The 26,787-nt window shown below is 68.5% G+C and carries 26 protein-coding genes; 13 read left to right on the top strand and 13 right to left on the bottom strand.

Translation table 11 applies throughout. The features are described 5' to 3' along the window. Positions 1-133: 133 nt before the first annotated feature. The 5 genes from mtnA to ligA form a co-directional block, all read right to left on the bottom strand. Positions 134-1,216: an S-methyl-5-thioribose-1-phosphate isomerase gene (mtnA, locus tag ACO6VK_RS07120; protein WP_422506205.1), complete on the bottom strand. Its 1,083-nt coding sequence runs from the start codon at positions 1,214-1,216 to the stop codon at positions 134-136. Between the two features lie 54 nt (positions 1,217-1,270). Further along, positions 1,271-1,987, bottom strand: coding sequence for a DUF3011 domain-containing protein (locus tag ACO6VK_RS07115; RefSeq protein ID WP_422506204.1), 717 nt, complete (start codon positions 1,985-1,987; stop codon positions 1,271-1,273). Between the two features lie 110 nt (positions 1,988-2,097). Beyond that, positions 2,098-3,042 carry an EF-P lysine aminoacylase EpmA gene (gene epmA / locus ACO6VK_RS07110; protein ID WP_422506203.1) on the bottom strand — a complete coding sequence of 315 codons (945 nt, stop codon included), beginning with the start codon at positions 3,040-3,042 and terminating at the stop codon, positions 2,098-2,100. Continuing rightward, positions 3,039-3,524 carry a GNAT family N-acetyltransferase gene (locus tag ACO6VK_RS07105; RefSeq protein ID WP_422506202.1) on the bottom strand — a complete coding sequence of 162 codons (486 nt, stop codon included), beginning with the start codon at positions 3,522-3,524 and terminating at the stop codon, positions 3,039-3,041. The genes epmA and ACO6VK_RS07105 overlap by 4 nt, the downstream gene beginning before the upstream one ends. Positions 3,525-3,541: 17 nt before the next feature. Beyond that, entirely contained in the window at positions 3,542-6,004 is a 2,463-nt protein-coding gene (ligA, locus tag ACO6VK_RS07100) for an NAD-dependent DNA ligase LigA (RefSeq protein ID WP_422506201.1), read from the bottom strand. Between the two features lie 109 nt (positions 6,005-6,113). On the opposite strand from ligA, the gene ACO6VK_RS07095 reads away from it, so the two are divergent. After that, positions 6,114-7,241, top strand: coding sequence for a pyridoxal phosphate-dependent aminotransferase (locus tag ACO6VK_RS07095; protein ID WP_422506200.1), 1,128 nt, complete (start codon positions 6,114-6,116; stop codon positions 7,239-7,241). Positions 7,242-7,283: 42 nt separating this feature from the next. Here ACO6VK_RS07095 and zipA read toward each other — a convergent pair whose 3' ends face one another. The 6 genes from zipA to ACO6VK_RS07065 form a co-directional block, all read right to left on the bottom strand. After that, the gene (gene zipA / locus ACO6VK_RS07090) at positions 7,284-8,018 is read right to left on the bottom strand and encodes a cell division protein ZipA (RefSeq protein WP_422506199.1); all 735 of its coding nucleotides are present in this window, start codon (positions 8,016-8,018) and stop codon (positions 7,284-7,286) included. Positions 8,019-8,065: 47 nt separating this feature from the next. Further along, on the bottom strand, positions 8,066-11,569 hold the full coding sequence (gene smc / locus ACO6VK_RS07085) for a chromosome segregation protein SMC (protein WP_422506198.1): 3,504 nt from the start codon (positions 11,567-11,569) through the stop codon (positions 8,066-8,068). 253 nt (positions 11,570-11,822) lie between these two features. Beyond that, positions 11,823-12,275: a 50S ribosomal protein L9 gene (gene rplI, locus ACO6VK_RS07080; RefSeq protein ID WP_422506197.1), complete on the bottom strand. Its 453-nt coding sequence runs from the start codon at positions 12,273-12,275 to the stop codon at positions 11,823-11,825. 151 nt (positions 12,276-12,426) lie between these two features. Next, positions 12,427-12,657: a 30S ribosomal protein S18 gene (gene rpsR, locus ACO6VK_RS07075; RefSeq protein ID WP_002804494.1), complete on the bottom strand. Its 231-nt coding sequence runs from the start codon at positions 12,655-12,657 to the stop codon at positions 12,427-12,429. An 11-nt stretch (positions 12,658-12,668) separates the two neighbouring features. Next, complete coding sequence (rpsF, locus tag ACO6VK_RS07070; protein ID WP_017355346.1) at positions 12,669-13,106, bottom strand: 30S ribosomal protein S6; 438 nt, start codon at positions 13,104-13,106, stop codon at positions 12,669-12,671. Between the two features lie 167 nt (positions 13,107-13,273). Next, positions 13,274-13,612 carry a HesB/IscA family protein gene (locus ACO6VK_RS07065; RefSeq protein ID WP_422506196.1) on the bottom strand — a complete coding sequence of 113 codons (339 nt, stop codon included), beginning with the start codon at positions 13,610-13,612 and terminating at the stop codon, positions 13,274-13,276. Between the two features lie 184 nt (positions 13,613-13,796). Between ACO6VK_RS07065 and asnS the strand changes: the two genes are divergently transcribed. From asnS to ACO6VK_RS07005, 12 genes are all read left to right on the top strand, one after another. Next, complete coding sequence (gene asnS, locus ACO6VK_RS07060) at positions 13,797-15,191, top strand: asparagine--tRNA ligase (RefSeq protein WP_422506195.1); 1,395 nt, start codon at positions 13,797-13,799, stop codon at positions 15,189-15,191. Between the two features lie 24 nt (positions 15,192-15,215). Continuing rightward, positions 15,216-15,521: a hypothetical protein gene (locus ACO6VK_RS07055; RefSeq protein WP_422506194.1), complete on the top strand. Its 306-nt coding sequence runs from the start codon at positions 15,216-15,218 to the stop codon at positions 15,519-15,521. Next, positions 15,518-15,832 (top strand): hypothetical protein, encoded by a 315-nt coding sequence (locus ACO6VK_RS07050; RefSeq protein WP_422506193.1) that lies wholly within the window; start codon positions 15,518-15,520, stop codon positions 15,830-15,832. The genes ACO6VK_RS07055 and ACO6VK_RS07050 overlap by 4 nt, the downstream gene beginning before the upstream one ends. A gap of 6 nt (positions 15,833-15,838) precedes the next feature. Continuing rightward, complete coding sequence (locus ACO6VK_RS07045; protein ID WP_422506192.1) at positions 15,839-16,477, top strand: FMN-binding negative transcriptional regulator; 639 nt, start codon at positions 15,839-15,841, stop codon at positions 16,475-16,477. A gap of 74 nt (positions 16,478-16,551) precedes the next feature. Further along, positions 16,552-17,214: a carbonate dehydratase gene (can, locus tag ACO6VK_RS07040; protein WP_422506191.1), complete on the top strand. Its 663-nt coding sequence runs from the start codon at positions 16,552-16,554 to the stop codon at positions 17,212-17,214. A gap of 25 nt (positions 17,215-17,239) precedes the next feature. Beyond that, the gene (locus ACO6VK_RS07035; RefSeq protein ID WP_422506190.1) at positions 17,240-17,767 is read left to right on the top strand and encodes a 3-hydroxyanthranilate 3,4-dioxygenase; all 528 of its coding nucleotides are present in this window, start codon (positions 17,240-17,242) and stop codon (positions 17,765-17,767) included. Between the two features lie 676 nt (positions 17,768-18,443). Further along, positions 18,444-19,721 carry a kynureninase gene (gene kynU / locus ACO6VK_RS07030; protein ID WP_422506189.1) on the top strand — a complete coding sequence of 426 codons (1,278 nt, stop codon included), beginning with the start codon at positions 18,444-18,446 and terminating at the stop codon, positions 19,719-19,721. A 13-nt stretch (positions 19,722-19,734) separates the two neighbouring features. Continuing rightward, the gene (locus ACO6VK_RS07025) at positions 19,735-21,099 is read left to right on the top strand and encodes an FAD-dependent oxidoreductase (RefSeq protein ID WP_422506219.1); all 1,365 of its coding nucleotides are present in this window, start codon (positions 19,735-19,737) and stop codon (positions 21,097-21,099) included. Further along, positions 21,099-22,541, top strand: a complete 1,443-nt coding sequence (gene sbcB / locus ACO6VK_RS07020; protein ID WP_422506188.1) for an exodeoxyribonuclease I — start codon at positions 21,099-21,101, stop codon at positions 22,539-22,541. The genes ACO6VK_RS07025 and sbcB overlap by 1 nt, the downstream gene beginning before the upstream one ends. Continuing rightward, positions 22,538-23,224, top strand: a complete 687-nt coding sequence (locus ACO6VK_RS07015; RefSeq protein WP_422506187.1) for a DUF2461 domain-containing protein — start codon at positions 22,538-22,540, stop codon at positions 23,222-23,224. The genes sbcB and ACO6VK_RS07015 overlap by 4 nt, the downstream gene beginning before the upstream one ends. Before the next feature lie 5 nt (positions 23,225-23,229). After that, on the top strand, positions 23,230-24,222 hold the full coding sequence (locus ACO6VK_RS07010) for an aldo/keto reductase (RefSeq protein WP_422506186.1): 993 nt from the start codon (positions 23,230-23,232) through the stop codon (positions 24,220-24,222). A 64-nt stretch (positions 24,223-24,286) separates the two neighbouring features. After that, positions 24,287-24,826: a DUF2939 domain-containing protein gene (locus ACO6VK_RS07005; RefSeq protein ID WP_422506185.1), complete on the top strand. Its 540-nt coding sequence runs from the start codon at positions 24,287-24,289 to the stop codon at positions 24,824-24,826. A gap of 4 nt (positions 24,827-24,830) precedes the next feature. Here ACO6VK_RS07005 and ACO6VK_RS07000 read toward each other — a convergent pair whose 3' ends face one another. After that, positions 24,831-25,775: a 5'-nucleotidase gene (locus ACO6VK_RS07000; RefSeq protein ID WP_422506184.1), complete on the bottom strand. Its 945-nt coding sequence runs from the start codon at positions 25,773-25,775 to the stop codon at positions 24,831-24,833. 49 nt (positions 25,776-25,824) lie between these two features. Continuing rightward, positions 25,825-26,595: an NAD kinase gene (locus ACO6VK_RS06995; RefSeq protein WP_422506183.1), complete on the bottom strand. Its 771-nt coding sequence runs from the start codon at positions 26,593-26,595 to the stop codon at positions 25,825-25,827. Positions 26,596-26,787 lie beyond the last annotated feature (192 nt).

Genomic DNA, 26,787 nt, shown 5'->3' with positions numbered 1-26,787 from the left:
GGTAGCGGTCCAGTCCGTCGCGCCAGCCCTTTCGGGGCGGCCGCGACGGAATCTCGATTAACCGTTGGAGTCTACCACAACGGGCCGTTTCCCGCCTCGATTTACCGGGGTTTTACCGGCAAGAATCAGGAACTTACGGGGCCGTTGCGGGGGCTTCCCCGAAGGCGGCCCGCATATTGGCCGTGGTCGGGTTCAGGATCACCCCGCGCTCGGTCACGATGGCATCGATCAGCTCGCCCGGGGTGACGTCGAACACCGGGTTCCAGGCCGCGATGCCCTCGGCCACCGTACGGACCCCGCCCACCCCGTACAGCTCGCCGGGATCACGCTGCTCGATCTCGATCTGGTCGCCGTCGGCGGTGTCCATGTCCACCGTTGAGGACGGCGCCACCACCATGACCTTCACCCCGTGGTGGCGGGCGGCGATGGCCAGCTGGTAGGTGCCGATCTTGTTGGCCGTATCGCCATTGGCGCAGATCCGGTCCGCCCCGACGATCACCCACTGCACCGCGCCGGTCTTCATCAGGTGCGAGGCGGCTGAATCGGCGATCAGGGTCGCGTCGATGCCGTCCTGCTGCAGCTCCCACACGGTCAGGCGGGCGCCCTGCAGCCACGGCCGGGTCTCGCCGGCAAACACGCGGGCGATGCGGTGCTGGGCCATGCCGGCGCGGATCACGCCGAGTGCGGTACCGAAACCGGCGGTGGCCAGCGAGCCGGTGTTGCAGTGGGTCAGCACGCCGCTGCCGGCCTCGATCAGCCCGGCGCCCAGGGCGCCCATGTGGCGGTTGGCGGCCAGGTCTTCATCGGCGATGGCCTGCGCTTCGGCTGCCAGCACGTCGCGCCAGTCGCTGCCGGCCGGGGCCAGGGCGCGGCGCATGCGCGCCAGGGCCCACGCCAGGTTGACCGCGGTCGGTCGCGCAGCGTTGAGCCGCTGCAGCGCCGGTTCCAGCTTCAGCAGCGCCTGTGCGCCGTCGTCGGCCTGCAGCCCGTTGGCGGCCAGTACCGCGCCCCACGCCGCGGCAATGCCGATGGCGGGTGCGCCGCGCACGGTCAATGCGTGGATGGCCTCGGCAACCGCATCGCTGTCACGGCACTCCACGTGCTCGACCACGAACGGCAGCTTGCGCTGGTCCAGCAGTTGCAGGGATTCGCCGGTCCACAGGATGGGGCGGATGTGGTCGTAGCGGGCGTAGTCGATGTCGGTGGATGCGTTCATCGCGCCATTGTAGCGGCGCGCCGCCGTCGGGTCAGGCCCGGACGCGCGGCCGGTTCAATTGACCGAGAACTCGGCGCGACAGCCGTCGTCCACCCACACCCCGCGTGCATCCCAGCCCCAGGTCCGGCCCTGCTCGCACGGGCTGCCGGACAACTGTTTGGACAGCGTGGCGCCGTGGTTGATGCTGGCCCCGCAGAAGCGACGCTGGCGCGACTTGGATTCGCAGGTGAGCAGTCGCGGCACCATCAGGAAACCGGAGCCGTCGGCGGCCCCCACCTCGAAATCGCCCTGGCATCCACGCGTCACCCAGATCTCGTTGCGGCGTGCGCCCCAACTGTGGTTCTCGCGGCACGGCAGTGCGGACAACTGGCGCAGCAGGCGCACCGGCGCGCCCTGCAGCACCACCGGGCAGTTCTGCGGGCGGCCGTTGGATTCGCAGCGCACCACGCGCCGCGTCAAACGCTCGCCTTCGCGCTTGGCGGTGGCCGACGTACGCGCACGGAACTCGGCACGGCAGCCCAGCGTCACCCACACACCGGAACGATCGGTGCCCCACTCGGAACCGCGCACGCAGGTGTTCTCGGACAACTGGCGGACCATGTCCACGCCACCGTCCACGGGCATGTCGCAATGCACCCATTCCATGTCGCGCGATTCGCAGCGCACCACCTGCCCGGCATAGCCGGACGGCTGCGCCACGGCCGGCGGTGCCAGCCCGAGCCACAGCAACAGCGAACATAGCGGCATGCCTGCGCTGGCCAACACCTTCATCGACACGGTCCCCGCCGCAACTGAACGATCACGCGTTACACCTTCTGACATCGGGTGTGATCAGAGCATCATCATCCACGGCGCGCAAGACGCGATTGTCTGAAACCCGTTCAGGCCCGGGCAAAATCGATGGCCAGGACATCGGCGATGGCGGTGGTGCGGTTCATCGCCATCAACAGCCGGTCCGCACCCACCGCCACGCCCGCACAGTCGGGAAGCTGCGGCAACGCGGCCAGCAACGCCTCGTCCAGGGGCGGCAGCACCGCGCCGCGGAGGCGGCGGAGCGCATGATCGCGTTCGAAACGCGCCCGCTGCTCGGCGGCATCGTTCAGCTCGTGATAGCCGTTGGCCAGTTCCACCGCGCCCAGGTACAGCTCGAAACGCTCCGCCAGTGCCGGCGTACCCGGGCGCACCCGCGCCAGCGCGGCCTGGCTGGCGGGCCAGTCGTGCACCACCGTCATCGTATCGTCACCGAACGCAGGCTGGATGCAGTGGGTCATCAACAGGTCCAGCCAGTCGTCGCGGGTCAGCCCCTGCGGATCGATGTGGATGTCCGACAGCGGCGCGCGCAGCGCCTCGATGTCCGCGTCGAACGGGTCCACGCCGAGCCGGCGCTGGTACAGGCTGCGGTAGTCGATGATCTCCAGGCGCGCTTCGCGCTGCACCAGCGACAGTGCCGCGCGTACCAGTGCGGCGGTTTCATCGATCAGGCGATGATGGTCCCAGCCCACCCGGTACCACTCGAGCATGGTGAACTCGGGGTTGTGGCGGCCGCCGGCTTCGCCGTTGCGGAACACCCGGCCCAGCTCGTAGCAGTCGCCCACGCCGGCGGCGAGCAGGCGCTTGAGCGGATATTCCGGCGAGGTGCGCAGCCAGCGTTGTGCGGGGCCGGCATCGACGTGGCCGCTGAAACGGGTGTGGAAACTGTCGATGTTGGGTTCGGTATTGCCGGCCACCGACAGGATCGGCGTTTCCACTTCGAGCACGCCACGCGTGGCGAAGAACTCGCGGATGCACGCGTTGAGCGCGGCGCGCTGGCGCAGGGCGGCGATCATGCGCGTGCGTCGCGCAGGCGTTCGGCCAGCGGCAGGGTCAACAGGTCACGCGTGTCATCGACATAGCCGGTGGCCAGGTACAGGCGGCGCGCCAGTTCGTTGTGATGGTTCACCTCCAGGCGCATCCGCGCGACGCCGCGCGCGTTGGCGCGCTGCTCCAGGATTGCCAGCGCCTGCTTGCCGCGCCCACGGCCGCGCGCGGCGTGCTGAAGGTACAGCTCATCAAGCAGCGCGAAGTGCCCGCCCTGCTCCAGGCTGAAGCCCATCGCCAGCGCCGCGTAGCCCACCACCTCGCCGGTCTCGGACAGCCACAGCAGCACCTCGCCGTTGCGCGGCTCTTCGAGCAGTGCCGTCAGTGCGGGACGCACGCGGGCGGGGTCGAAGTCGAGCTTGTCTTCGGCGTAGAAGTCGCGCATCAGGCCAATCAGCAGATCGGCGTCGGCCACGGTGGCCAGGCGGAAATCGAGGGGAACGGTATGCATGCGAAGTCTCGTCAGGATCAGTGTGCGGCCAGGTAGGCCAGCAGGCGGTCTTCGTCCCAGACCTCCACGCCCAGTTCCTGCGCCTTGGTCAGTTTGGACCCCGCCTCGGTGCCGGCAACGACGAACGCCGTCTTCTTCGACACGCTGCCGGACACCTTGGCGCCCAGCGCTTCCAGCCGCGCCTTGGCCTCGTCGCGGGTCATCTGCGCCAGCGTGCCGGTCAGCACCACGGTCTGCCCGTCCAGCGGCCCGGCAACCTGCTCGGCCTGGTCCGGCGCCAGGGCCAGCAGTTCCTGCCGGCAGGCCTCGGCCTTGACCAGCATGTGGCCATGACCGTCGCGGTCGAGCCAGTCGGCCAGACCCAGCGCGACCTCATTGGGCAGCCCGGCGGCGACGAAGCGCACCGGCTCGGCATCCAGCAGCGTGTCAGCGTCAGGCAATGCGGCGACCAGCTTCTCGGCGCGCAGGCGGGTGATGCCCGGGATTTCGGCCTCCACCAGCACCTGGGCGAAATCCAGGCCGTCGCGCAGCTTGGCTGACGGCTTGTGCGTGTCGGTGATGCGCACCTTGCCGATCGTGATCAGGGCATCGATGGCCTTCTGGTTGCCGTCCTGCTCAAAGAAGTGCCCGAGCGACCGCGCCACTTCGCCACCGATGTCCGGCACGCGCTTGAACAGCGGCCACGGCAGCCGGCGGATCAATGCCAGGTCGCCGAACCAGGCGGCCAGCGCCTTGGCGGTGCTTTCACCCACGTGTTCGATGCCCAGCGCGAACAGCAGGCGCTCAAGCGTGGTGTCGCGGCTGGCGTCGATGGCCGCGATCAGGTTGTCCGCCCAGCGGGTGGCGATCTTTTTCGTGTTCCAGACGAACGCGGCCGGCATCGCCAGCGCCTGCGCGCGCCAGGCCTCGTCGCGGCCATCCAGCTGCAGGAGTGCGCGCAGGTAATCGCCACTGCCCTCCGGCGGCAGATGTGCGCCGATCTGGCCGGCCAGTGCTTCGGGCGACTCGGCGTCCAGCACCAGCTTCAACTGCAGCAGCTGATCGCGCTGCAGACGGTACAGATCGGCCACGCTGCGCACGATGCCGGCGTCGACCAGGATCTCGATGTATTTGTTGCCCAGGCCGTCGATGTCCATCGCACGGCGCGAGGCGAAGTGCGCAATGGCTTCCTTGCGCTGCGCCGGGCAGCTCAACTCGCCCGAGCAGCGCCAGGCAGCCTCGCCTTCCTCGCGGACGATCTCTGCGCCGCACACCGGGCAGTGCGTGGGCATCTGCCACGGCGCGGTGCCGGCGGGCCGGCGCTCGGCGATCACGCTCACCACTTCCGGAATGACGTCGCCGGCGCGGCGCACGATCACGGTGTCGCCGACGCGCACGTCCAGCCGCGCGATCTGGTCGGCGTTGTGCAGGGTGGCGTTGGACACGATCACCCCCGCCACCGCCACCGGCGCCAGGCGTGCCACCGGGGTGGCCGCGCCCGTGCGGCCGATCTGGATTTCGATGGCTTCCACGGTCGTGGTCTGTTCCTGTGCCGGGAACTTGTGTGCGATCGCCCAGCGCGGGGCGCGCGAGACGAAACCCATCTGTTCCTGGCCGGCGCGGTCGTCCAGCTTGTAGACCACGCCGTCGATGTCGAACGCCAGGCCATCGCGGCGCTCGCCGATGTCACGGTAATACGCCAGCAGACCGTCACTGTCCTCCACCACCTGGCACAGGTCGCTGACCGGGAAGCCCCACGTGCGCAGCTGCGCCAGCGTGGCCGAGTGCGTGGCGGGCAGCTCGCCGCCCTGCACTTCGCCGGTGCCGTAGGCATAGAAGCTCAGCTTGCGCCGGGCGCTCATCTTCGGGTCGAGCTGGCGCAGCGAACCGGCCGCGGCATTGCGCGGGTTGGCCAGCACCTTGCCGTCGTGCAGGCGGGCGTCGGCGTTGTACGCCTCGAAATCGGCGCGCGCCATGTACACCTCGCCGCGCACCTCCAGCACGTCGGGCCAGCCCTCGCCCTGCAGGCGGTGCGGAATCACGCTGATCTGGCGCAGGTTGGCAGTGACGTCCTCGCCGGTGGCGCCATCGCCGCGGGTGGCGCCCTGCACGAACTGGCCGTCTTCGTAGCGCAGGCTGATCGCCAGGCCATCCAGTTTCGGCTCGGCCGAGAAGTACAGCGCATCGCGGCGCAGGCGCTCAGCGATGCGGCGCACGAAATCCTGTACTTCCTCGTCGCTGAACGCATTGCCGAGCGACAGCATCGGCACCGCATGGCGGACTTCGGCAAAGCGCGAGGAGGCCTTGCCGCCCACGCGCTGGGTCGGCGAATCGGCGCGGGCCAGCGCGGGGTGTGCCTGCTCCAGCGCCTCCAGCTCGCGCACCAGCGCGTCGTACTCCGCGTCGGGAATCAGCAGCTCGTCGCGCTCGTGGTACGCCTTGCCGGCTTCCTCGATCTGGCGGCGCAGGACGTCGGCACGTTCGGCGGGGCTGGGGCTCATGCGGTCGGCAATCCTGAAGGGGCTGCCGATTTTATCGCGGATGAGCAACGCTTGCCGCCGCACGCCAGCAGCGCTAGCGTGCCGGCTTGCCCTCTGCCCGCGGTGCCCCGTGACACATCCCAGCGTGCCCTCCCGTCGTTCCTTCCTGCACCTGGCCGGCACCGGCCTGGCCCTGTCGAGCCTGGGCCTTGCCCCTGCACAGGCGGCCCTGCCCCGCTCCAATGCGGCGGTCAACGCGACGGGACCGGTCCTGCTCAACTTCAACGAGTGCCCGTATGGCCCTGCCCCGGCTGCGCAGGCGGCCGCCCGCGACGTGGTGGGCCAGAGCGGGCGGTATCTGTTCGCAATGGCCGGCGAGCTGCGCGACCTGTTCGCCACGCAGGAAGGGCTGGGCAAGGCGCAGGTGCGGCTGTTCCCGGGCTCCAGCGAACCGCTGAACCGGGCGGCCGTGCTGTGGACCGCACCCGGTGCCGGGCTGGTCGTCGCCGATCCGACCTTCGAGGCACTCGGCGACCTGGCAGCCGCGCGCGGCGCGCCGGTGGTCCGCGTGCCGCTGCGCGCGGACGGCGCGCACGACGTGCGGGCGATGGTCGCGGCTGCGGCGCGCATCGATGCGGGCCTGCTGTATCTGTGCAATCCCAACAATCCCACCGGCTCGATCACGCCGGCCGCCGACATCGCCTGGCTGCTGGCGCACAAACCGGCGCGTACCCGCGTGCTGGTCGATGAAGCCTATCTGCAGTACAGCGACCAGCGGTCGGTGATCGGCCAGGTGATGCAGCGCGACGACCTGATCGTGCTGCGCACGTTCTCCAAGCTGTATGGCATGGCCGGGCTGCGCCTGGGCGTGGCGGCGGCGCATCCGGACCGCCTGCGCGAGCTGGCCAGCCTCGGCGACAACCCGTTGCCGGTGACCGCACTGGCGGCCGGCCTGGCCAGCCTGCGCGACCCGGACCTGATCGCGCGGCGCAAGGCGGAGAACGCCCAGGTACGCCAGGCCACGATCGCCTGGCTGGGCAAGCGTGGCTTTTCCTGCGTGCCGTCCGAAGCGAACTGTTTCGTGGTCGATGTGCAGCGTGATGGCGCCGCATTCGCGACGGCGATGGCCGACCGCGGCGTCGTGATCGGCCGCAGCTGGTCGATCTGGCCGCAGCGGGTGCGGGTCACCGTGGGCACGGCCGCGGAGATGGCACGGTTCCAGGCGGCCTTCGCCGCAGCAACCCATCCAACCCCGTAGAGCCGGGCTCTGCCCGGCTGTTCAACAGCGTCAGGCCAGCCGTTACCAGCGCGGCGGCTTGGTCAGCGGCGGGGCCTGGTGCTGGCGGTCGTAGGCGCGCAGTTCGTCACGGATGTGGGCGACACGCTGGCGGCCGAGCGTGGCACGGCTGTCGTCGAGCACCACGCCGTCCAGCAGCTCGCCCATGCGCTGCACGGTCGGCAGCATCTTTTCCCAGGCATCCAGCGCGGTCAGCGGCGCCGGCAGGGTCAGGAAGAAGGCGATGGCCGGGGTTTCCATGTCCCGGATGTTGGCCATGTCGAAGCTGCCCGGCTTCATGATGCTGGCCATCGAGAAGATCGGGCCGCGCTCGGGGTGGCCTTCGACCAGGCGATGGAACACGTTCATGTGGCCGAACACCAGGCCGGTCTTCTCCGCCGCAACGACGATGTCCTCGCCACGCAGCTGCTCACCGGCACGCGCGGCCACGAACAGCGACACGATCTTGTCGAAGTCCTGGGTGGCGCGCTTGCCCACGTCGCTGGCGGCCGGGGCATCGACCTCGGGCAGGCCCAGTTCCGGCTGGGTCACGCCGTCATCGCCGGGCACACCGGCGTCAGCGCCTGCGGGGTCGCCTTCGCCCAGCACCGGCTCACGCCGCGCGCCAGCGGCAGTGTCGGCGCCTTCGATGCGGCGGCCCTGGACTTTCTTCTTCGGACGGCCAAACAGGAAGATCGCGGCGATCAACAGCAGGCCGGCGGCCAGGATGCCGATGCGGAGCATTGCCATGTCGGACATTCGAGGGGGTCTCCGGCTAAATCGTTCAGGTAGGCAAGGATGGCACGTCAGGCCGCGCCCGCCAATCGGGCCGCTTCCTCGAGGTCCACGCTGACCAGGCGGCTGACGCCCGGCTCGCGCATGGTGACGCCGGACAACTGGTGCGCCGCCTCCATCGTGGCCTTGTTGTGGCTGACGAACAGGAACTGCACCTTTTCGCTCATCTCCTTGACCATGTTGGCCAGGCGACCGACGTTGGCTTCATCCAGCGGCGCATCGACCTCGTCCAGCAGGCAGAACGGGGCCGGATTGAGCTGGAAGATCGCAAACACCAGCGCCACCGCGGTCATGGCCTTCTCGCCGCCGGACAGCAGCGAGATGCTGGACACGCGCTTGCCCGGCGGACGGGCCATGATCGTCACGCCCGTGTCGAGAAGGTCTTCACCGGTCAGCTCGAGGTAGGCATGCCCGCCGCCGAACAGGCGCGGGTACAGCTGCTGCACGCCGGCATTGACCCGGTCGAAGGTGTCCTTGAAGCGGCCGCGGGTTTCGCGGTCGATCTTGCGGATCGCCTCTTCCAGGGTTTCCAGCGCGGTGGTCAGATCGGTGTTCTGCGCATCCAGATACTCCGAGCGCTGCGAGGCCTCGCCGTACTCCTGGATCGCGGCGAGATTGACCGGCTCCAACCGGCGCATCCGGCCATCGATCTGGTGCACGGACTGCTCCCAGTCGCTGGTGCGCGCTTCCTCGGGCAGGCTGTTGATGACGTCCTGCAGCACGAAGCCGGCCTTTTCGACCGAGGCCGACAACTGCTCGGCGCTCAGCACCAGCGCCTGCTGGTCGAGCTTGCGCTGGGAGATGCGTTCGCGCTGCGCCAGCGCCTGCTCATCGCGCTGGTGACGGGTCTGCTCGAAATTGCGCAGCTCCGCATCGATGCCTTCCAGCATCGTGCGTGCCTCGCCCAACACGCGATCGGCGCGCACGCGCTCGCCCAGCGCATTCTGGTGCTCGGCCTCCAGCGCCTGCACCGGGGAGTCGCCGTCATCGAGCTGCGAATGCAGTTCACCCAGGCGCGTGTCCAGCTGGCCGCGCTGGCTGCTCATGCGCTCCAGCGCCTGGCTCAGCGAGGTGATCTGGGCGCGCTGGGATTCCAGTGTCAGGGCCAGCGAATGCGAACTCTCGCGGACGTTGCGCGCGGCATCGCGGGCATGGTCGCGGGCGTCGGTCAGCTGGCGGCGCTCGCCTTCCAGCGCCGCGCGTACGGATTCCAGATCGCCCATGCTGGTGACCGCATCGTCGAGCCGGGCGCGCGCGTCGCGCACCTGTTCGCGGCTCGCATCCAGGGTCTCAAGCAGCTGCGACAGTTCACCTTCGATGCGGTCGATACGGGTACGTGCCGCCTCCACTTTGCCCTGCTGGCTCTGCAGCTGGCCGCCCAGCTCGGACACGCTGCGGTGCGCCTGGTACAACTGGCGCTGCGCCTCCTCGCGGTGCTGCTCGCCAGCCAGCAACTGGTCGCGGAAGCCGGCCAGGCGCTGCTCAAGCTCGGCTTCGCGCGCCTGCAGGGTGTCGATCTGCTCGCGCAGGGTCACGATCTCGCGTTCGCGCAGCAGCGCGCCCTGCTTGGCGGCACCGGAGCGCGAAACGCGCACCCAGCCTTCGCCGAGCCGTTCGCCACCGCGGGTGATCACCGAATCGCCCTCGCCCAGCCCTGCCTGCAGGGCACGTGCCTCGGACAGATCCTCGGCCGCGTGCAGGCGGGCGAGCAGGCGGCGGATCGCGGTGGGTCCCTGGACCTTGGCCGCCAGCGAGGTCGGCGCAACCTGCAGCGCCTCCTGCGACGCCGACACCAGCGCAAGACGGCCATCGCCGAGTTCGCCCAGGGCATCGACCAGCGCTTCGGGGTTGTCGACCAGCACACCCTCGATCAGTTGGCCGAGCGCGCTCTCCACCGCGTTTTCCCAGCCGCTTTCCACGGTGAGGCGTTCGCCCACGCGCGCGGCCGAATCCAGCCGCTGCGCGGTGAGCCAGGCAACGGCGGCGCCCTGCTCCTGGCCTAGCGCGGCCTGCTGCAGGGTTTCCAGCGATGACAGGCGGCCACGTGCGGCCTGCGCCTGCTTGCGGATCTCGGCCAGTTCGGTCTGCCCGCTGCGCTGGCGGTCCTGCAGCCCGGCAACGGCCTGTTTGCGTTCCTCGACCTGCTCGGTCAGGCCGTCGAGCGCGGCCTTCTGGGTTTCATGCCTGAGCTGCAGGTCGTCGAAGACCTCGGCCAGCGCGTCCAGATCAAGGGTGCCGCGCTCGCTGGTAAGCGCTTCGCGGCGGCGGTCCGTTTCGAGCACCTGGCGGTCCAGGTAGTCCACACGGGTGCGTTCAACCTCACCGGCACGGGACGCCTCGGACGTACTGCGGGTGTGCGCTTCCCACCGCTGCTGCCAGTCCGCCAGGCGGGCCTCGGCCTCGCGCAGGGCTTCCTGCTTGATCTCGTTTTCTTCGCGCAGGTGGTCCAGGCGCGGCTCGGCCTCGTCCACGGCCTCGCGCAGCACGAACAGCTTGGCTTCGTCGCCGCTGATGTGCTGGCCCAGTTCGGCCAGTGCCTGCTGCGCTTCGTCGCGCGCCTTGTTCAGTCGCTGCGACATTTCGCGCTGGTGCTGGATCTGCTGCTCCAGGCGGGCCAGCGTGCTGCCCACCTGGTAGACCTCTGCCTGCGCGGTGCTGAGGGCGTCAGCCGCCTCTTCCCGGCGCACGCGGCTGGTTTCGATGCGGGCTTCGGCATCGCGCTGCTCGGCAATGAACTGCTGCAGCCGCGTTTCTTCCTTGGACAGCGCATCGCGCAGGCTGCCAAGGCGACTCTCCAGGCCGCGGTACTCCAGTGCCTTCCACTCGGCATCCTTGACCTTGCGCTCTTCCTGCAGCGCCTGGTACTGCTCGGCCTGGCGGGCCTGGCGCTTGAGGTGTTCGAGCTGCTTGCCGATTTCCTCGCGCAGATCGCTGAGGCGGTCGAGATTCTCGCGGGTGTGGCGGATGCGGGTTTCGGTTTCCTTGCGGCGCTCTTTGTACTTGGAGATGCCGGCGGCTTCTTCCAGGTACACGCGCAGGTCTTCAGGCCGGGCTTCGATGATCTGGCTGATCATGCCCTGCTCGATGATCGAGTAGCTGCGCGGGCCCAGGCCGGTGCCGAGGAACAGGTCGGTGATGTCACGACGACGGCACTTGGTGCCGTTGAGGTAGTAGTTGCTGCTGCCGTCGCGGCTGACGGTGCGTTTGACCGAGATCTCGTTGAACGACGCGTACTCACCGGAAATGGTGTGGTCGGTGTTGTCGAAGATCAGCTCGACGGTGGCCTGCGAGACGGGCTTGCGCGCCGACGACCCGGAGAAGATCACGTCGGTCAGCGAGTCGCCACGCAGTCGGCTGGCCGAGCTTTCGCCCATGACCCAGCGCACCGCATCGATGATGTTGGACTTGCCACAGCCATTGGGCCCCACCACGCCGGTCATGTTGGTCGGCAGGTGCAGCGTGGTCGGATCGACGAAGGACTTGAAGCCGGAGAGCTTGATCGTGGACAGACGCATGGCGTGGTTGGTTTCCGGGCAGAGGTCGGATGCAACCCCCGCCGTGGTGGATGTCGGAGCAGAATCCACCCTCAAGCCATTGATGTTTCAGGGATTCAATGGCCCCGAGGGCGACGCGATAGCCTGAGTATAACGGGGCGGGTGTTCCACGGGCGGTGGGGCTCCCCTCACCCCGTTGACGTCCAGACCCCCCAAACAAAAACGGGCGCCCTCGCGGGCACCCGTTTCAGCGATTCCAGCCTTGCGGCAGGGATCAGGCCTTTTCGGCTTCCACCACCACCTTGACGGTGGTTTCGACGTCGGCGTGCAGGTGAACGGTCACCTCGTACTCGCCCACGTTGCGGAAGGCGCCTTCGCCCAGGATGACTTCGCTCTTTTCCAGCGCCAGGCCGTTCTTGGTGAAGGCTTCGGCGATGTCGCGCGGGCCGACCGAGCCGTACAGCTTGCCTTCGGTCGATGCGTTGGCGGCGATGGTGACGCTCGCGCCTTCCAGCTTGGCCTTGCGGGCTTCGGCGTCGGCGTGGATCGACTGGGCCTTGGCTTCGTAGTCAGCGCGCTTGGCTTCGAACTCGGCGACGTTGGTCGGGGTGGCCGGAACGGCCTTGCCGGTCGGGACGAGGAAGTTGCGGCCGTAGCCCGGCTTCACGTCGACCAGATCGCCCAGACCGCCGAGGTTGGTGACCTTCTGGAGAAGAATCAGCTTCATGGTGTAGCTCCAAATATGTATTCGTTAGCGAGGCGTGGCCCCGCAGCGATGGCTGTCCGAATATCCGAACGGTGGACCGGACACCGCCCGCGGCCTTGCGGCGCGGGCGGCAGGTCCACGAAAGCGGCGACCCGGGGGCCGCCCGCCTTCATCAGACGTCGTGGTTGTCGGTGTACGGGATCAGGGCCAGGAAACGGGCGCGCTTGACGGCCGTTGCCAGCTGGCGCTGGTACTTCGACTTGGTACCGGTGACGCGGCTCGGCACGATCTTGCCGTTCTCGGTCAGGTACTGGCGCAGGGTGTTGAGATCCTTGTAGTCGATCTCCTTGACACCTTCGGCCGTGAACTTGCAGAACTTGCGGCGACGGAAGAACTTGGACATGTCAGTGCTCCTTAAGCGGCCGAAGCGGCGTCTTCGCCGGCTTCGTTGTCAGCGGCGGGGGTGGTTTCACCTTCTTCGTCGTCACGACGACGACGCTCGCCACGCTCGGGCTTGTCGCCCTTCTCGTCCTTGCTCTTCATGATCAGCGACTGCTCGGTGTCGGCTTCGTCACGCTTGATGACGAGGTTGCGCAGCACGGCGTCGTTGAAGCGGAAGCTCTCCACCAGCTCGCTCAGCACGGCCTGGTCGGCTTCGATGTTGAGCATGACGTAGTGGGCCTTCACCAGGTTCTGGATCGGGTAGGCCAGCTGACGACGGCCCCAGTCTTCCAGACGGTGGATGGTGCCGTTGCCGTTCTCGACCAGCGACTTGTAGCGCTCGATCATGGCCGGGACCTGTTCGCTCTGGTCCGGATGGACCAGGAACACGATTTCGTAATGACGACTCATGTTTTTCTACCTTTCGGATGTGGCCCCCGAGGGGCCGGACAGCCCCCCGCGGATGAATGCGGTGGGGCAAGGACCCCGCCCGGAAACAGGCAGGGAGCCGCGCATTATGGCGGCAAAAGGGGTTCCGGGCAAGCCGGGCGGGGCCTGACGGCAGCCGGCGCCTGGACTCAGGCCTTGTCGGCCTCGGTGGTAAAGCTCTCGCCGCACCCGCATTCAGCGGTGGCGTTCGGGTTCCTGAACGAGAACGTCTCGCTCAGGCCCTGCTTGCCGTAGTCGATCTCGGTGCCGTCGACCAGCGCCAGGCTGTCGGCATCCACGTAGATGCGCACGCCGTCCTGCTCGAACACCGTATCGCCGTCGCGCTGGTCGCGGGCCAGATCGGTGACGTGGCCCCAGCCCGAACAGCCGGTGCGGGTCACGCCGAAACGCAGACCCAGCGCGCCGGGGGTCTGGGCGACGAACTTCTGCACACGGGCAAATGCAATGGGGGTAAGGCTGACGGCCATGAGGAGCAACTCCGACGGAGGGGGTCATTATAGAGCGTGTTCCCGCAGGGGACATGCCATGCGATCCCTGCGGTTCATGCGGCGAGCGGCCCTCCGGCACCGCGAAAAATGCCTCGCACGCCGAACACCGCTCCCGTTAAACTGCATGTTCACAGATCGAGTCGATCAACAGAGGATTCAAGTCATGACGGTGGTCAGCGTTGAACATGCGCTTGCCGGGAAGATCCCGGAAGGCGGCGAGGCAACCGTACGCGGTTGGGTACGGACGGTGCGCGGCTCTGCGGCGCTTGCCTTCGTCAATGTCACCGATGGCTCCTGCTTCGCCCCCATCCAGGTGGTGGCCAATGACACGCTGGCCAATTTCGACGACATCAAGAGCCTGACCCCGGGCTGTTCGGTGATCGCCCGCGGCACCCTGGTCAAATCCCAGGGCAAGGGCCAGTCCTTCGAGATCCAGGCCAGCGACATCGAGATCGTCGGCCTGGTCGAGGACCCGCTGACCTACCCGATCCAGCCCAAGCCGATGAGCGCGGAGTTCCTGCGCGAAGTGGCGCATCTGCGCCCGCGCACCAACCTGTTCGGCGCCGTCACGCGCATCCGCAACTGCCTGTCCCAGGCCGTGCACCGGTTCTTCCACCAGAACGGGTTCAACTGGATCAGCACCCCGATCATCACCACCTCCGACGCCGAGGGCGCCGGCCAGATGTTCCGGGTCTCGACCCTGGACATGGCCAACCTGCCCCGCAACGAAAAGGGCGAGGTGGATTTCAGCCGCGATTTCTTCGGCAAGGAAACCTTCCTGACCGTGTCCGGCCAGCTCAACGTCGAGGCCTACTGCCTGGCACTGAGCAAGGTGTACACGTTCGGCCCGACCTTCCGCGCCGAGAACTCCAACACCACCCGCCACCTGGCGGAGTTCTGGATGATCGAGCCGGAAATCGCCTTCGCCGACCTGGCCGAAGACGCGCGCCTGGCCGAGCAGTTCCTGAAGTACCTGTTCCGTGCGGTGCTGGACGAACGCGGCGATGACCTGGCGTTCCTGGCCGAGCGCGTGGACAAGAACGCGATCACCAAGCTGGAGGCGTTCATCAACGCCCCGTTCGAACAGATCGACTACACCGAGGCGGTGAAGCTGCTGCAGAACTCGGGCAAAAATTTCGACTTCCCGGTCGAATGGGGCCTGGACCTGCAGACCGAACACGAGCGCTGGCTGACCGAGGAACACATCGGTCGCCCGGTGGTGGTCACCAACTACCCCGAGCACATCAAGGCGTTCTACATGCGCCTCAACGACGACGGCAAGACCGTCGCGGCGATGGACGTGCTGGCGCCGGGCATCGGCGAGATCATCGGCGGCAGCCAGCGTGAAGAGCGCCTGGACGTGCTCGACGCGCGCATGGCGCAGTTCGGCCTGGACCCGGCGCACTACGGCTGGTACCGCGACTTCCGCCGCTATGGTTCGGTGCCGCACGCCGGTTTCGGCCTCGGCTTCGAGCGCCTGGTGGTCTACGTGTGCGGGCTGGGCAACATCCGCGACGCCATCCCCTACCCGCGCGCACCGGGTACGGCCGAGTTCTGATCCCACCACGGAGGCACCGAGCCCATGACCCTGTTCTTCGCGCTGTGTTTCGTCGGCGTGGCGATCGCCGGGTTCAGTGCCTTCGTGATCTTCTGGCCGCTGACCCTGGTGCACATCCGCGACCGCCACCCGGCGCTCGCCGAACGCTTCGGCAGCGGTGCCTTCCTGCGCCCGGATGCGCTGCGCTGGCTGCTGGGCCGCGACTACCGGCTCAGCCCGGACCGCTCGCTGTCCGGGTTGGCCGCCCCGGCGTGGGTTTCCCTGCTGACCCTGTTGGCCGGGCTGGGCATGGCCGCCCTGCTCTGGCTGCTTTCGATGGTAACGACATGAACGACGACACTTCCCACCGCGACGAGTGGTTCCTTGCCAGCCTCGGCAACACCCTGATCTGGGCCCGCCTGCGCATCCGGCCGGCCGGCACCGCCGAAGTGCTGGACAGCGACGGCAATACCCTGAGCTATGACAGCGAGGACACCGCACGTTCGCAGCTGTTCGACGCCGACTTCGTTGCCTACGACGGCCTGGACGAAGAAGACGCACTGATCCGCGGCTTCTCGCTGCACGAGGTGGCACCGCCGCAGGCCGCCAGCGATGCCGACCTGCACTGCCGCATGGTGCAGAGTCTCGGCGCCCGCGCCTGACCCACCATGTTCATCCCGTCCGCCTTCGCTGAGACCGACCTGATCTGGCTGGACCGGCTGCTGGCGCGCGATGCTTTCGTGACCCTGCTCACCACCGGTGCCGATGGCCTGCCCCAGGCCACGCGGCTGCCGGTGCTGTACCGGCGCGACGGCGACGGCATGCTGATCGAGGGCCACTGGGCGCGTCCCAACCCGCAGGCCGGCCATGCCGGACCGGCGCTGCTGCTGGTGCACGGCCCGCACGCCTACGTCTCGCCGGGGTGGTATCCGGACAAGGACGCCCAGGCCCGCGTGCCCACCTGGAACTATGCGGCCGCCGAACTGCGCGGCGTGCTCGAGCCGGTGAACGATCCGGATGCGCTGATCGCCATGCTCGACGGCCTGAGCGCGCACTACGAAGCCGGCGTTGGCGGCGACTGGGATCTGCAGCCGATCGACCCGCGCCAGCGTCGCATGCTGTCGGGCATCGTCGGGTTCCGTTTCCGGCCCGACCAGGTGCAGATCAAACTCAAGCTCAGCCAGAATCATCCCGAGGCCAACCAGCGCAGCGTGATCGACGCGCTGTCGGCGCTGCAGGCGCCCGCCTCGCGCGAACTGGCGCAGTGGATGCGCTGGCGCCGCGACGACGGCACTGCCGACGACTGACCTTCCCGATTCCCGCGACGACGCGACCATCCCGGCCGCGCCTTGCCCCCACCCGACGTCAGGGACACCGCACCATGAAAGACATCCACAAGCTGCTGCAGAACAACCGCGAATGGGCCGACCGGATCGAGAAGGAAGATCCCGAGTTCTTCCACCAGCTCGCCAAGCAGCAGCACCCCGAGTACCTGTGGATCGGCTGCTCCGATTCGCGCGTGCCGGCCAACCAGATCATCGGCATGGCGCCGGGTGAAGTGTTCGTGCACCGCAACGTCGCCAACGTGGTGGTGCACACCGACCTCAACTGCCTGAGCGTGATCCAGTACGCCGTGGACCAGCTCAAGGTCAAGCACATCCTGATCGTCGGCCACTACGGCTGCGGCGGCGTGCATGCCAGCCTCAACAACACCCGCGTCGGCCTGGCCGACAACTGGCTGCGGCACGTCGGTGATGTGGCGCAGAAGCACGCCGCGATCATGGATGCCATCGAAGAGCCGGACCTGAAGCACGCGCGACTGTGCGAGCTGAACGTGATCGAGCAGGTGGTCAACGCCTGCCGCTCGACGATCGTGCAGGATGCCTGGGCGCGTGGCCAGAAGCTGATGGTGCACGGCTGGGTCTACAGCCTCAAGGACGGCCGCGTGCGTGAAATGGGCATCGATGTCGGCGCGCCCGAAGACCTGCAGCCGGCCTACGAAAAGGCCTTGTCCTACGTCCCGCGCCACGGCCGCCGCGACTGACCGCCGCTCTTACGGAACCGCCCCCATGCTCGCCTCCCCCATCAATCTGCTGGCCTGGATCGAGGAACACCGCCACCTGCTCAAACCGCCGGTGGGGAACAAGATGATCGAGAACGGCGACTTCATCGTGATGGTCGTCGGTGGGCCGAACAGCCGCACCGACTACCACTACGACGAAGGCCCGGAGTGGTTCTACCAGCTCGAGGGCGAGATGGTGCTGAAAGTGCAGGAAGACGGCGCGGTACGCGACATCCCGATCCGCGCCGGCGAGATCTTCCTCCTGCCCGGCAAGGTGCCGCATTCGCCGCGTCGCCCGCCGGGCGGCGTTGGCCTGGTGGTCGAGCGCAAGCGCCTGGCGCATGAGCAGGATGGCCTGATGTGGTTCTGCGAACAGTGCAACCACAAGCTGTACGAAGAGTATTTCGCGCTCGAGAACATCGAGACGGATCTGCCGAAGGTGTTCGCCCGCTACCACGCCTCCCTCGAGCTTCGCACCTGCGATGCCTGCGGGCAAATCGACCCGCTGCCGGCCAAGGTCGCGGTCGAGGGCTGACGCAGCGTCTGCGGCCTGTGAGGGGCGCTCTTCGGCGGACGCACTGCGGGCGCGGAACGGAGAGCAGCCGAGCAGAGCTCGGCGCTACGGGGTGAAGCCTCCCCCGCCAGGTTGCCTGCGCCTTCCGCTTTTCCCGTGCGCGTCGAGACGGTGTCCCGGCACCCCAGCCGTATCCCGCCACCCTGCGGCGCAGGCGGCGATGTTGCTGTTGCTGTTGCCTGCGCCTTCCGCTTTCCCCGTGCGCGCCGACACGGTGTCCGGGCGGGGTGGGGGGGGGGGGGGGGGGAGGGGGGGGGAGGAGGGGGGGGGGAGGGGGCGGCGAGGAGAGGCACGCCCTGGTTGTGGGGCGTTTGGGTGAATGGGACCTTTCGCCGCATGGATGCGGCGATGGAGCTTACAGGGACGTACTTGCAGCGTGTCCCGGCACCCCAGCCGCATCCCGCCACCCGGCGGCGCTCACGGCGACGTTGCTGTTGCTGTTGCGCACCGATGCGCTGCGGGCGCGGAACGGAGGGCAGCCGAGCAGAGCTCGGCTCTACGGGGGTGCGGGCGCGGAACGGAGAGCAGCCGAGCAGAGCTCGGCTCTACGGGGGTGCGGCCGTGGAAGGGTGGGTGGCTGAGCCTGTGCGCCTCGGCAGCCGGTAAACTGTCGGTCACTGTCACCGCCGGTTGCACCATGTCCGAGATCCTCAGCCGCACCCACGCCGTTGCCCTGGACGCCGCCGATCCGCTGCGCGCGCTGCGCGGTGAATTCGTCTTTCCCCAGCACAACCATCGCGACCAGACCTACTTCGTGGGCAACTCCCTCGGCCTGCAGCCGCGTGGCGCCCGTGCGGCCGTCCAGGAGGTCATGGACAAGTGGGCCAGCCTGGCCGTCGAAGGCCACTTCACCGGCGACACCCAGTGGCTGCGCTATCACCGTCTGGTCAGCGAGCAGCTTGCCCGCGTCGTCGGCGCCCTGCCCAGCGAAGTGGTCGCCATGAACACCCTGAGCGTGAACCTGCACCTGATGATGGTCAGCTTCTACCGGCCGACTGCCGAGCGCCCCGTCATCCTCATCGAAGCCGGCGCGTTCCCCACCGACCGCCACGCCGTCGAATCGCAGATCCGCTTCCACGGCTTCGATCCGGCCACCGACCTGGTCGAAGTGCAGCCCGACGAACCCAACGGCACCCTGTCGATGCAGGCCATCGAGCGCGCCATCGTCGAACACGGCCCCCGCCTCGCCCTCGTCCTCTGGCCCGGCGTGCAGTACCGCAGCGGCCAGGTCTTCGACCTCGATGCCATCACCCGCATGGCACGCCTGCAGGGTGCGCGCGTTGGCTTCGACCTGGCCCACTCGGTCGGCAACGTCCCGCTGCAGCTGCACGACATCGCTCCCGACTTTGCCGTGTGGTGCCACTACAAGTACCTCAACGCCGGTCCGGGCGCCGTGGCCGGCTGCTTCGTCCACGAACGCCACCACCGCGACACCACCCTGCCGCGCTTCGCCGGCTGGTGGGGCCATGAAGAGGCCACCCGCTTCAAAATGGCCCCCCAGTTCGTGCCGGCCGTCGGCGCCGAGGGCTGGCAGCTCAGCAATCCCCCTGTGCTCGGCCTCGCCCCCCTGCGCGCCTCCCTCGACATCGTCGACAAGGCCGGCGGCATCGACGCCATGCGCACCAAATCGCTGCGCCTGACCGGCATGCTCGACGCCCTCGTCCGTGCGCGCTTGCCCAGCGTGCTGCAGGTACTGACACCCGCCGACCCCGAGCGTCGCGGCTGCCAGCTTTCCCTGCGCGTGGCCGGCGGCCGCGAGCGTGGCCGCAGCCTGTTCGAGTACCTGCAGACCGTCGGCGTCCTCGGCGACTGGCGCGAGCCCGACGTCATCCGCATCTCGCCCACCCCGCTGTACAACCGCTACCTCGACCTGCACCACTTCGTCGAAGAAGTGGAAGCCTGGGCCGGCCTCTAAGGACACCGTCTTGATCGCACCCCCCTCCCGCTCGCTGAGCATCATCGGCGCTGGCCTGGCTGGTTCCCTGCTGGCCATCCTGCTGTCGCGCCAAGGCTGGCGGATCACCCTGTACGAGCGCCGCGGCGACCCGCGCATCAGCGACTACGAGTCCGGCCGCTCGATCAACCTCGCCCTCGCCGAACGCGGCCGCAACGCCCTGCGCCAGGCCGGCGTCGAGGACGCGGTGATGGCCAAGGCCGTGATGATGCGCGGGCGCATGATCCATCCGCGCGACGGCGCACCGCAGTTGCAGCGCTACGGGCGCGACGACAGCGAAGTGATCTGGTCCATCCATCGCAAGGACCTCAACACCACCCTGCTGCAGCTGGCCGAAGACGCCGGTGCGTGCGTGCACTTCCACCGCCGCCTGCATACCGTGGACTTCGACGCCGGCTACGCGCGCTTCATCGACGATCGCGATGACCAGCCGCACGATATCCGCTTCGACACCCTGATCGGTGCCGACGGCGCCGGCTCGGCCCTGCGCGCGGCGATGAACCGCAAGCAGCCGCTGGACGAGCGCATCGAGTTCCTCGACCACTCCTACAAGGAACTGGAGATTCCGCCGGGCCCGGACGGCAGCTTCCGCATCGAGGCCAACGCCCTGCACATCTGGCCGCGCGGCCACTACATGTGCATCGCCCTGCCCAACGACGAAGGCACCTTCACCGTCACCCTGTTCCTGCCCAACACCGGCGACCCCAGTTTCGCCACCACCACCACCGGTGCCCAGGCTGAAGCACTGTTCGCACGCGACTTCCCCGACGCGCTGGCGCTGATTCCGAACCTGCGCCGCGACTGGGAAGAGCATCCTCCCGGCCTGCTCGGCACGCTGCACCTCACGCACTGGCACCTGCAGGGCCGCGCCGTGCTGCTCGGCGATGCCGCCCATGCGATGGTGCCCTTCCACGGCCAGGGCATGAACTGCGCCTTCGAAGACTGCGTTGCCCTTGCCGGACACCTGCTCGAGCAGGACACCCTCGCCGAGGCGTTCGCCGCCTTCGAGCGCGACCGCAAGCCCAACGCCGAGGCGATCCAGCAGATGGCGCTGGAGAACTACCTGGAAATGCGTGACCGCGTCGCCGACCCGGCGTTCCTGCTGCAGCGCGAGCTCGAACAGGCCCTGCAGGCCCGCTGGCCGACGCGCTTCGTGCCGCATTACACGATGGTGACCTTCCTGCACACGCCCTATGCGGTCGCCCTGGCGCGCACCGACCTGCAACGGCGCATCCTCGAGGATGCCACCGCCGGCCACGACAGCCTGGCCCACGTCGACTGGAACGCACTGGAGCGCGTCGTGCATGCGCAGCTGCCGGTGCTGGAGGGCGCGCACTGATGGCTGCCGACAGCTTCCTGTTCTACGACCTGGAAACCTTTGGCCAGGACCCGCGTCGCACGCGCATCGCACAGTTCGCCGCGATCCGCACCGATCCCGACCTGCGCATCATCGACGAACCGGTGAGCTTCTACGTCAAGCCGGCCGACGACCTGCTGCCCTCGCCCGTCGCCACCCTGATCACCGGCATCACCCCGCAGCACGCACTGACCGAAGGCGTCAGCGAGGCCGAGGCGTTCTCCCGGATCAACGACCTGATGGCGCGCCCCGGCACCTGCACGCTGGGCTACAACACGCTGCGCTTCGACGACGAGTTCGTCCGCCACGGCCTGTTCCGCAACTTCTACGATCCTTACGAGCGCGAGTGGCGCAACGGCAACTCGCGCTGGGACCTGCTGGACATGCTGCGGCTGGTGCACGCGCTGCGCCCCGACGGCATTGTGTGGCCGCAACGCGAAGACGGCGCCACCTCGTTCAAACTCGAACACCTGGCGCTGGCCAATGACGTCCGCCAAGGCGATGCGCACGAGGCGCTGTCGGACGTGCACGCCACCATCGGCATGGCGCGGCTGTTCAAGCAGTCGCAGCCGCGGCTGTGGGAGTACGCGCTGAAGCTGCGCGACAAGCGCTTCGTCGCCGGCCTCCTCGACGTGGACGCGCTGCAGCCGGTGCTGCACGTGTCCATGCGCTACCCCGCCCAGCGCATGTGCGCCGCGCCGGTGCTGCCCATCGCGCGGCATCCGTACATCAACAACCGGATCATCGCGCTGGATCTGGAAGGCGACATCGACGGCCTGCTCGCGCTGCCGGCCGACACCCTGGCCGCCCGCCTGTATACGCGGGCGGCGGACCTGGCCGAGGGCGAGCAGCGCGTGCCGCTCAAGGAAGTGCACCTGAACAAGGTGCCGGCCCTGGTCGCATGGAACCACCTGCGCCCGGCCGACCATGCCCGCCTGGGCATCGATGCGGCCGCGGTGGACGCCAACGCCGCGCGGGTCCGCGAGGCCGGTCCGGCGCTGGTCGAGAAGGTCAGGCAGGTGTACGGCGGCGAGCGCACGGCCACGGTCAGCGATGTGGATGCCTCGCTGTACGACGGTTTCCTCGCCGACGGCGACAAGGCCCTCATGACCCGCCTGCGCACCAGCCCACCGTCCGAGCTGGCCGGTTTCGCCGAGCGGCTGAAAGACCCGCGCATGCCCGAGCTGCTGTTCCGCTACCGTGCGCGCAACCACCCGCAGACGCTCGATGCCACCGAGCGCGGGCGCTGGAACGACTACCGGCGGCAGCGCCTGCTGGGCGACGCCGCGCTGGGCGAACAGACCCTGCCCGAGTTCCGTGCGCAGCTGGACGCCCTGGCCATCGAACATGCCGCCGATCCTGCCAAGCTCGCCCTGCTGGCGCAGCTCGGTGATTGGGGCACCCAACTGGAGCAGAGCCTGTGAGCAGCTATTTCAGTCCCAAAAGCATGACCTTCCTGCGGGGTCTGGCGCGCAACAACGACAAGGGCTGGTTCAACGAACACAAGCCGCAGTACGAAGAGCATGTGCGGCAGCCGTTCCTGCGCCTGATTGCCGACCTGCAGCCCGACCTGGCCACGGTCAGCGACCATTTCCGCGCCGATCCGCGCGGCGTGGGCGGGTCGCTGTTCCGCATCTACCGCGACGCGCGCTTCTCCAACGACAAGTCGCCGTACAAGACCTGGCAGGGTGCCCGCCTGTTCCATGAGCGCCGCAAGCAGGTGCCGGCACCGTCGTTCTACATCCACCTGCAGCCCGGCGAGAGCTTCGTCGGCGCGGGCCTGTGGCACCCCGAACCGGCCACGCAGCGCAAGGTGCGGCACTTCATCGTCGACAACCCCGGCAGCTGGAAGGCCGCCGCGCACGCGCCGGCGCTGCGGAAGAAATTCGATTTCGAGGAAAGCGAGAAGCTGGTGCGCGCACCGCGCGGCTTCGACGCCGACTTCGAGTTCATCGACGATCTCAAGCACCGCAACTGGGTGTTCTGGCGCGCGCTGGACGACGCCACCATGACCGGCCCGCGCCTGCGCCAGACCATCGCCGCCGACCTGGCCACGCTGGGGCCGTTCGTGGACTACCTCTGCGCCGCACTGGATCTGGAGTTCTGAGCACGATGGGCCACCCGGCCGCACCGCCGATGACCTACCGCGCGCTGGGCAGCAGCGGGCTGCAGGTCTCGCAGATCGGCCTGGGCTGCTCGGGGTTCTGGGGCAACCGGCGCTTCCCCGAAGCCGAGGCCGAACGCATCGTGCGCCGCGCCCTGGAGCGCGGGGTCACCCTGTTCGACACCGGCCACAACTACGCGGCCTTCAACGCCGAACCGCGGCTGGGCCGGATCCTGCAGCGCGCCTTTGCCACGCATCCGCGCGATGGCCTGGTGATATCCAGCAAGGCCGGCACCCTGACCGGCCAGGCCGGCATCAGCGGTGCCGAGCAGCGCGATTTCTCCCCCGCGGCCATCGAACGCAGCTGCGCGGCCTCGCTGCGCAACCTGCACTGCGACCACCTCGACATATTCCAGCTGCACGGCATCGGCCTGGAGCAGATAAGCGATGAACTGCTGACCGCGCTGGAGCGCATGCGGCGCAGCGGCATGTTCCGCCTGCTTGGCATCAATACCCACACCGGCGCGGTGATGCGGCACCTGGCCGAGCGCCGCGGTCCGTTCGACGTTGCCCTGATCGACTACAACGCCCTGCAGCAGGACCGCGAACCGCTCATCGCCGCCATGCACGCCGCCGGCATCGGCGTGCTCGCCGGCACCGTCCTGGCCCAGGGTCACCTGCTTCCGGCCCGGCCGCGCGTGCCGCGGCTGGCCGATGCGTGGTACCTGGCGCGGGCCTGGCTGAAGCCCTCCAGTCGCGCGTTGATGCGCAGCGCCAAGGCGATGCAGCGCACGATCGCCGGCGTTGACTCGCAGGCACCGGCGCAGACCGCGTTCGCCTACGTCCTGCAGAACCCCGCCGTCGCCAGCGGCGTGCTCGGCACCACCCGGATCGCCAGTCTGGACCAGGTGCTCGACACGCGCGTGGACGGACTGACGCCGCCGGAGCGCGAGCGGCTGGTGACCACCTTCCAGCGGACCGGCGCGTCGCCGAGCCAGTAGCCTTCACGTCAACCGACACGGACTGCGGCAAGCTTTTCCCGTTTTCCTGGAGGTACCCCGCCGCATGAAGAAACTTCCCTGGCTGCTGCTCGCCATCGTGGTGCTGCTGGCTGGCGCCTGGTTCAGTGGTCCCTACCTGGCCGTGCGTGGCCTGGCGCAGGCCATCGAAACCCGCGACACCGCACGGCTCGACCGCTACGTGGACTTCCCGCTGCTGCGCGCGAATCTGCGCGCACAGCTCAACGACTATGTCGTGCGGCGCGCCGGGCCGGACGTACAGTCGAACATGGTCGGCGCGCTGCTGCTGTCAGCCAGCCAGACGCTCACCGGCACGGCCGTGGATGCGATGGTGACCCCGACCGGGATCGGCGCCCTGCTGGAGGGCCACACGCTGTGGAAACGCGCCAGCAACGATCTGGAACGCGACGACGCCTACGCCGCGCCGCGCGCCGCGCGCCCGCTGCAGCACGCCGAACACCACTTTGAATCGCTGTCGCGCTTCACCGCCACCACGCGCACGCCGGACGGCGCGCCGGTGGTGTTCGTGCTGCAGCGTCAGGGACTGCGCTGGAAGCTGGTCAACATCGTGCTGCCGCTGCAGTGACTGCTCAGTCGTTGGCGACGCCATGCGGCACATGGCCGGCGGCCACGCTCTGGTGCTGGCGGGCGCTGTCGATGTTGTGCTGCGAATCATCGAAGAAGATATCCGCGCCGAACGCTTCCAGGAACGGGCCCTTGTGCCGCCCGCCCAGGAACAGCGCTTCGTCCAGGCGCACGCCCCACTCGCGCAGGGTGCGGATCACCCGCTCATGCGCCGGCGCGGATCGCGCGGTGACCAGCGCGGTGCGGATCGGCGCGTCTTCGCCGGCCGGGAACACCGCCTGAAGGGTGTGCAGCGCCGACAGGAAGTTGCGGAACGGGCCACCGCTCAGCGGCTCGCGCGCATTCTCGCGCTCATGCCGGCCGAAGGCTTCCACCCCCTGCTCGCGCGAAATGCGCTCGCTTTCATCGCCGAAGATCACCGCATCGCCATCGAAGGCGATGCGCAGCTGCCCGGCAGGACGGCCCAGATCGAGCTGCTCGGCGGCGGCGATGGTCTCGCCCGGTGGCTTGGGCAGGATCGTGGCGGCGGCGATGCCGTGCAGCAGCGCCCGCCGCACCGACTCGGGGTTGGCCGACAGGAACAGGTCGGTGCCGAACGGCTTCACGTACGGCCATGTCGGCTCGCCGGCGGTGAACGTGGCCCGGATGATGCCCAGCCCGTAGTGCTGGATCGAATTGAAAATGCGCAGCCCGGTATCGGCCGAGTTGCGCGACAGCAGGATCACTTCCACCCGCGGCGACTCCGGCGACTGGCCCTGATTGAGCGCCAGCAGCTTGCGTACCACCGGGAAGGCCACGCCGGGGCGCAGCACATCGTCCTCATGCTTGCGCTGGTATTCGGCGTAGGCATCCACGCCTTCCGCCTCGAACAGCGCGTGACCCTCTTCCAGGTCGAACAGGGCGCGCGAGGTCACGGCCACGGTCAGCAAGCGGGGGGTGTTGTCGCCCATGTCGGTCAGCCATCCAATGCGGCCAGGTCGGCCGGCCAGCTATTGTCCGTCAAAACATGAACTGTTCGCTGAGGATCCGGTCTTCCAGATTGTGTTCCGGGTCAAACAGCATCGTCACCCGGCGCTCGCGCGACTCACGGATGGTCACCTCGACCACGTCGCGGGTCTCATGCGAATCGGCGGTGACGCTGACCGGGCGCTTGTAGGGGTCCAGCACCCGGAAACGGACTTCGGTATCGGCTTTGAGGATCGCCCCGCGCCAGCGGCGCGGGCGGTACGGCGCCAATGGCGTCAGCGCGATGGTATGCGAGCCCAGCGGCAGGATCGGGCCATGCGCGGAATAGTTGTAGGCGGTGCTGCCAGCGGGCGTGGCCACCAGAACCCCGTCGCCGATCAGCTCGGCAACCCGCTCCTGGCCATTGAGATCGATGCCGATATGCGCGGCCTGGCGGGTCTGGCGCAGCAGGGAGACGTCGTTATAGGCCAGCGAGCCGGTGGTCGTTCCCGATTCGGTCAACGCCAGCATCTCCAGCGGCCGCAGGTTGGCCGGCTCGGCGGCCGCCAGCCGCGCCGGCAGGTCGTCGTCACGGAACTGGTTCATCAGAAATCCCACGGTGCCCAGCTTCATGCCGAACACCGGCTTGCCCAGCGCGCCGTGGCGATGCAGGGTCTGCAGCAGGAAGCCGTCACCGCCCAGCGGGCACAGGACATCGGCCTCCTCGGGCGGGCATGCGCCGTGGCGGGCCAGCATCAGCGCCAGGGCCTGCTGCGCGGGCTCGGTGCTGCTGGCCAGAAAAGCGATGCGGGGGGTGTCGCTCATGGAAAGTCCGGGTAAGGCATACGACCGAAGCATACCCGGTCGACGCACAGACACGTATGGCGTGTCGCAGGCTGCTCCCAAGGCCACCGCCCCACCGTCTGAGGGCCGCCGGGTGCGGGGGTACGGGACACGCCGTAAACCCATCCTTGGGGGCTCGTAGAAAACATCCATGTTTTCTACGGTCCCGTACCC

It is taken from the genome of Stenotrophomonas sp. GZD-301, from assembly GCF_049310345.1.
Classification (GTDB): domain Bacteria; phylum Pseudomonadota; class Gammaproteobacteria; order Xanthomonadales; family Xanthomonadaceae; genus Stenotrophomonas.
Note: the sequence above shows the minus strand (reverse complement) of the source record. Positions and strands in the feature narration are given on the sequence as shown.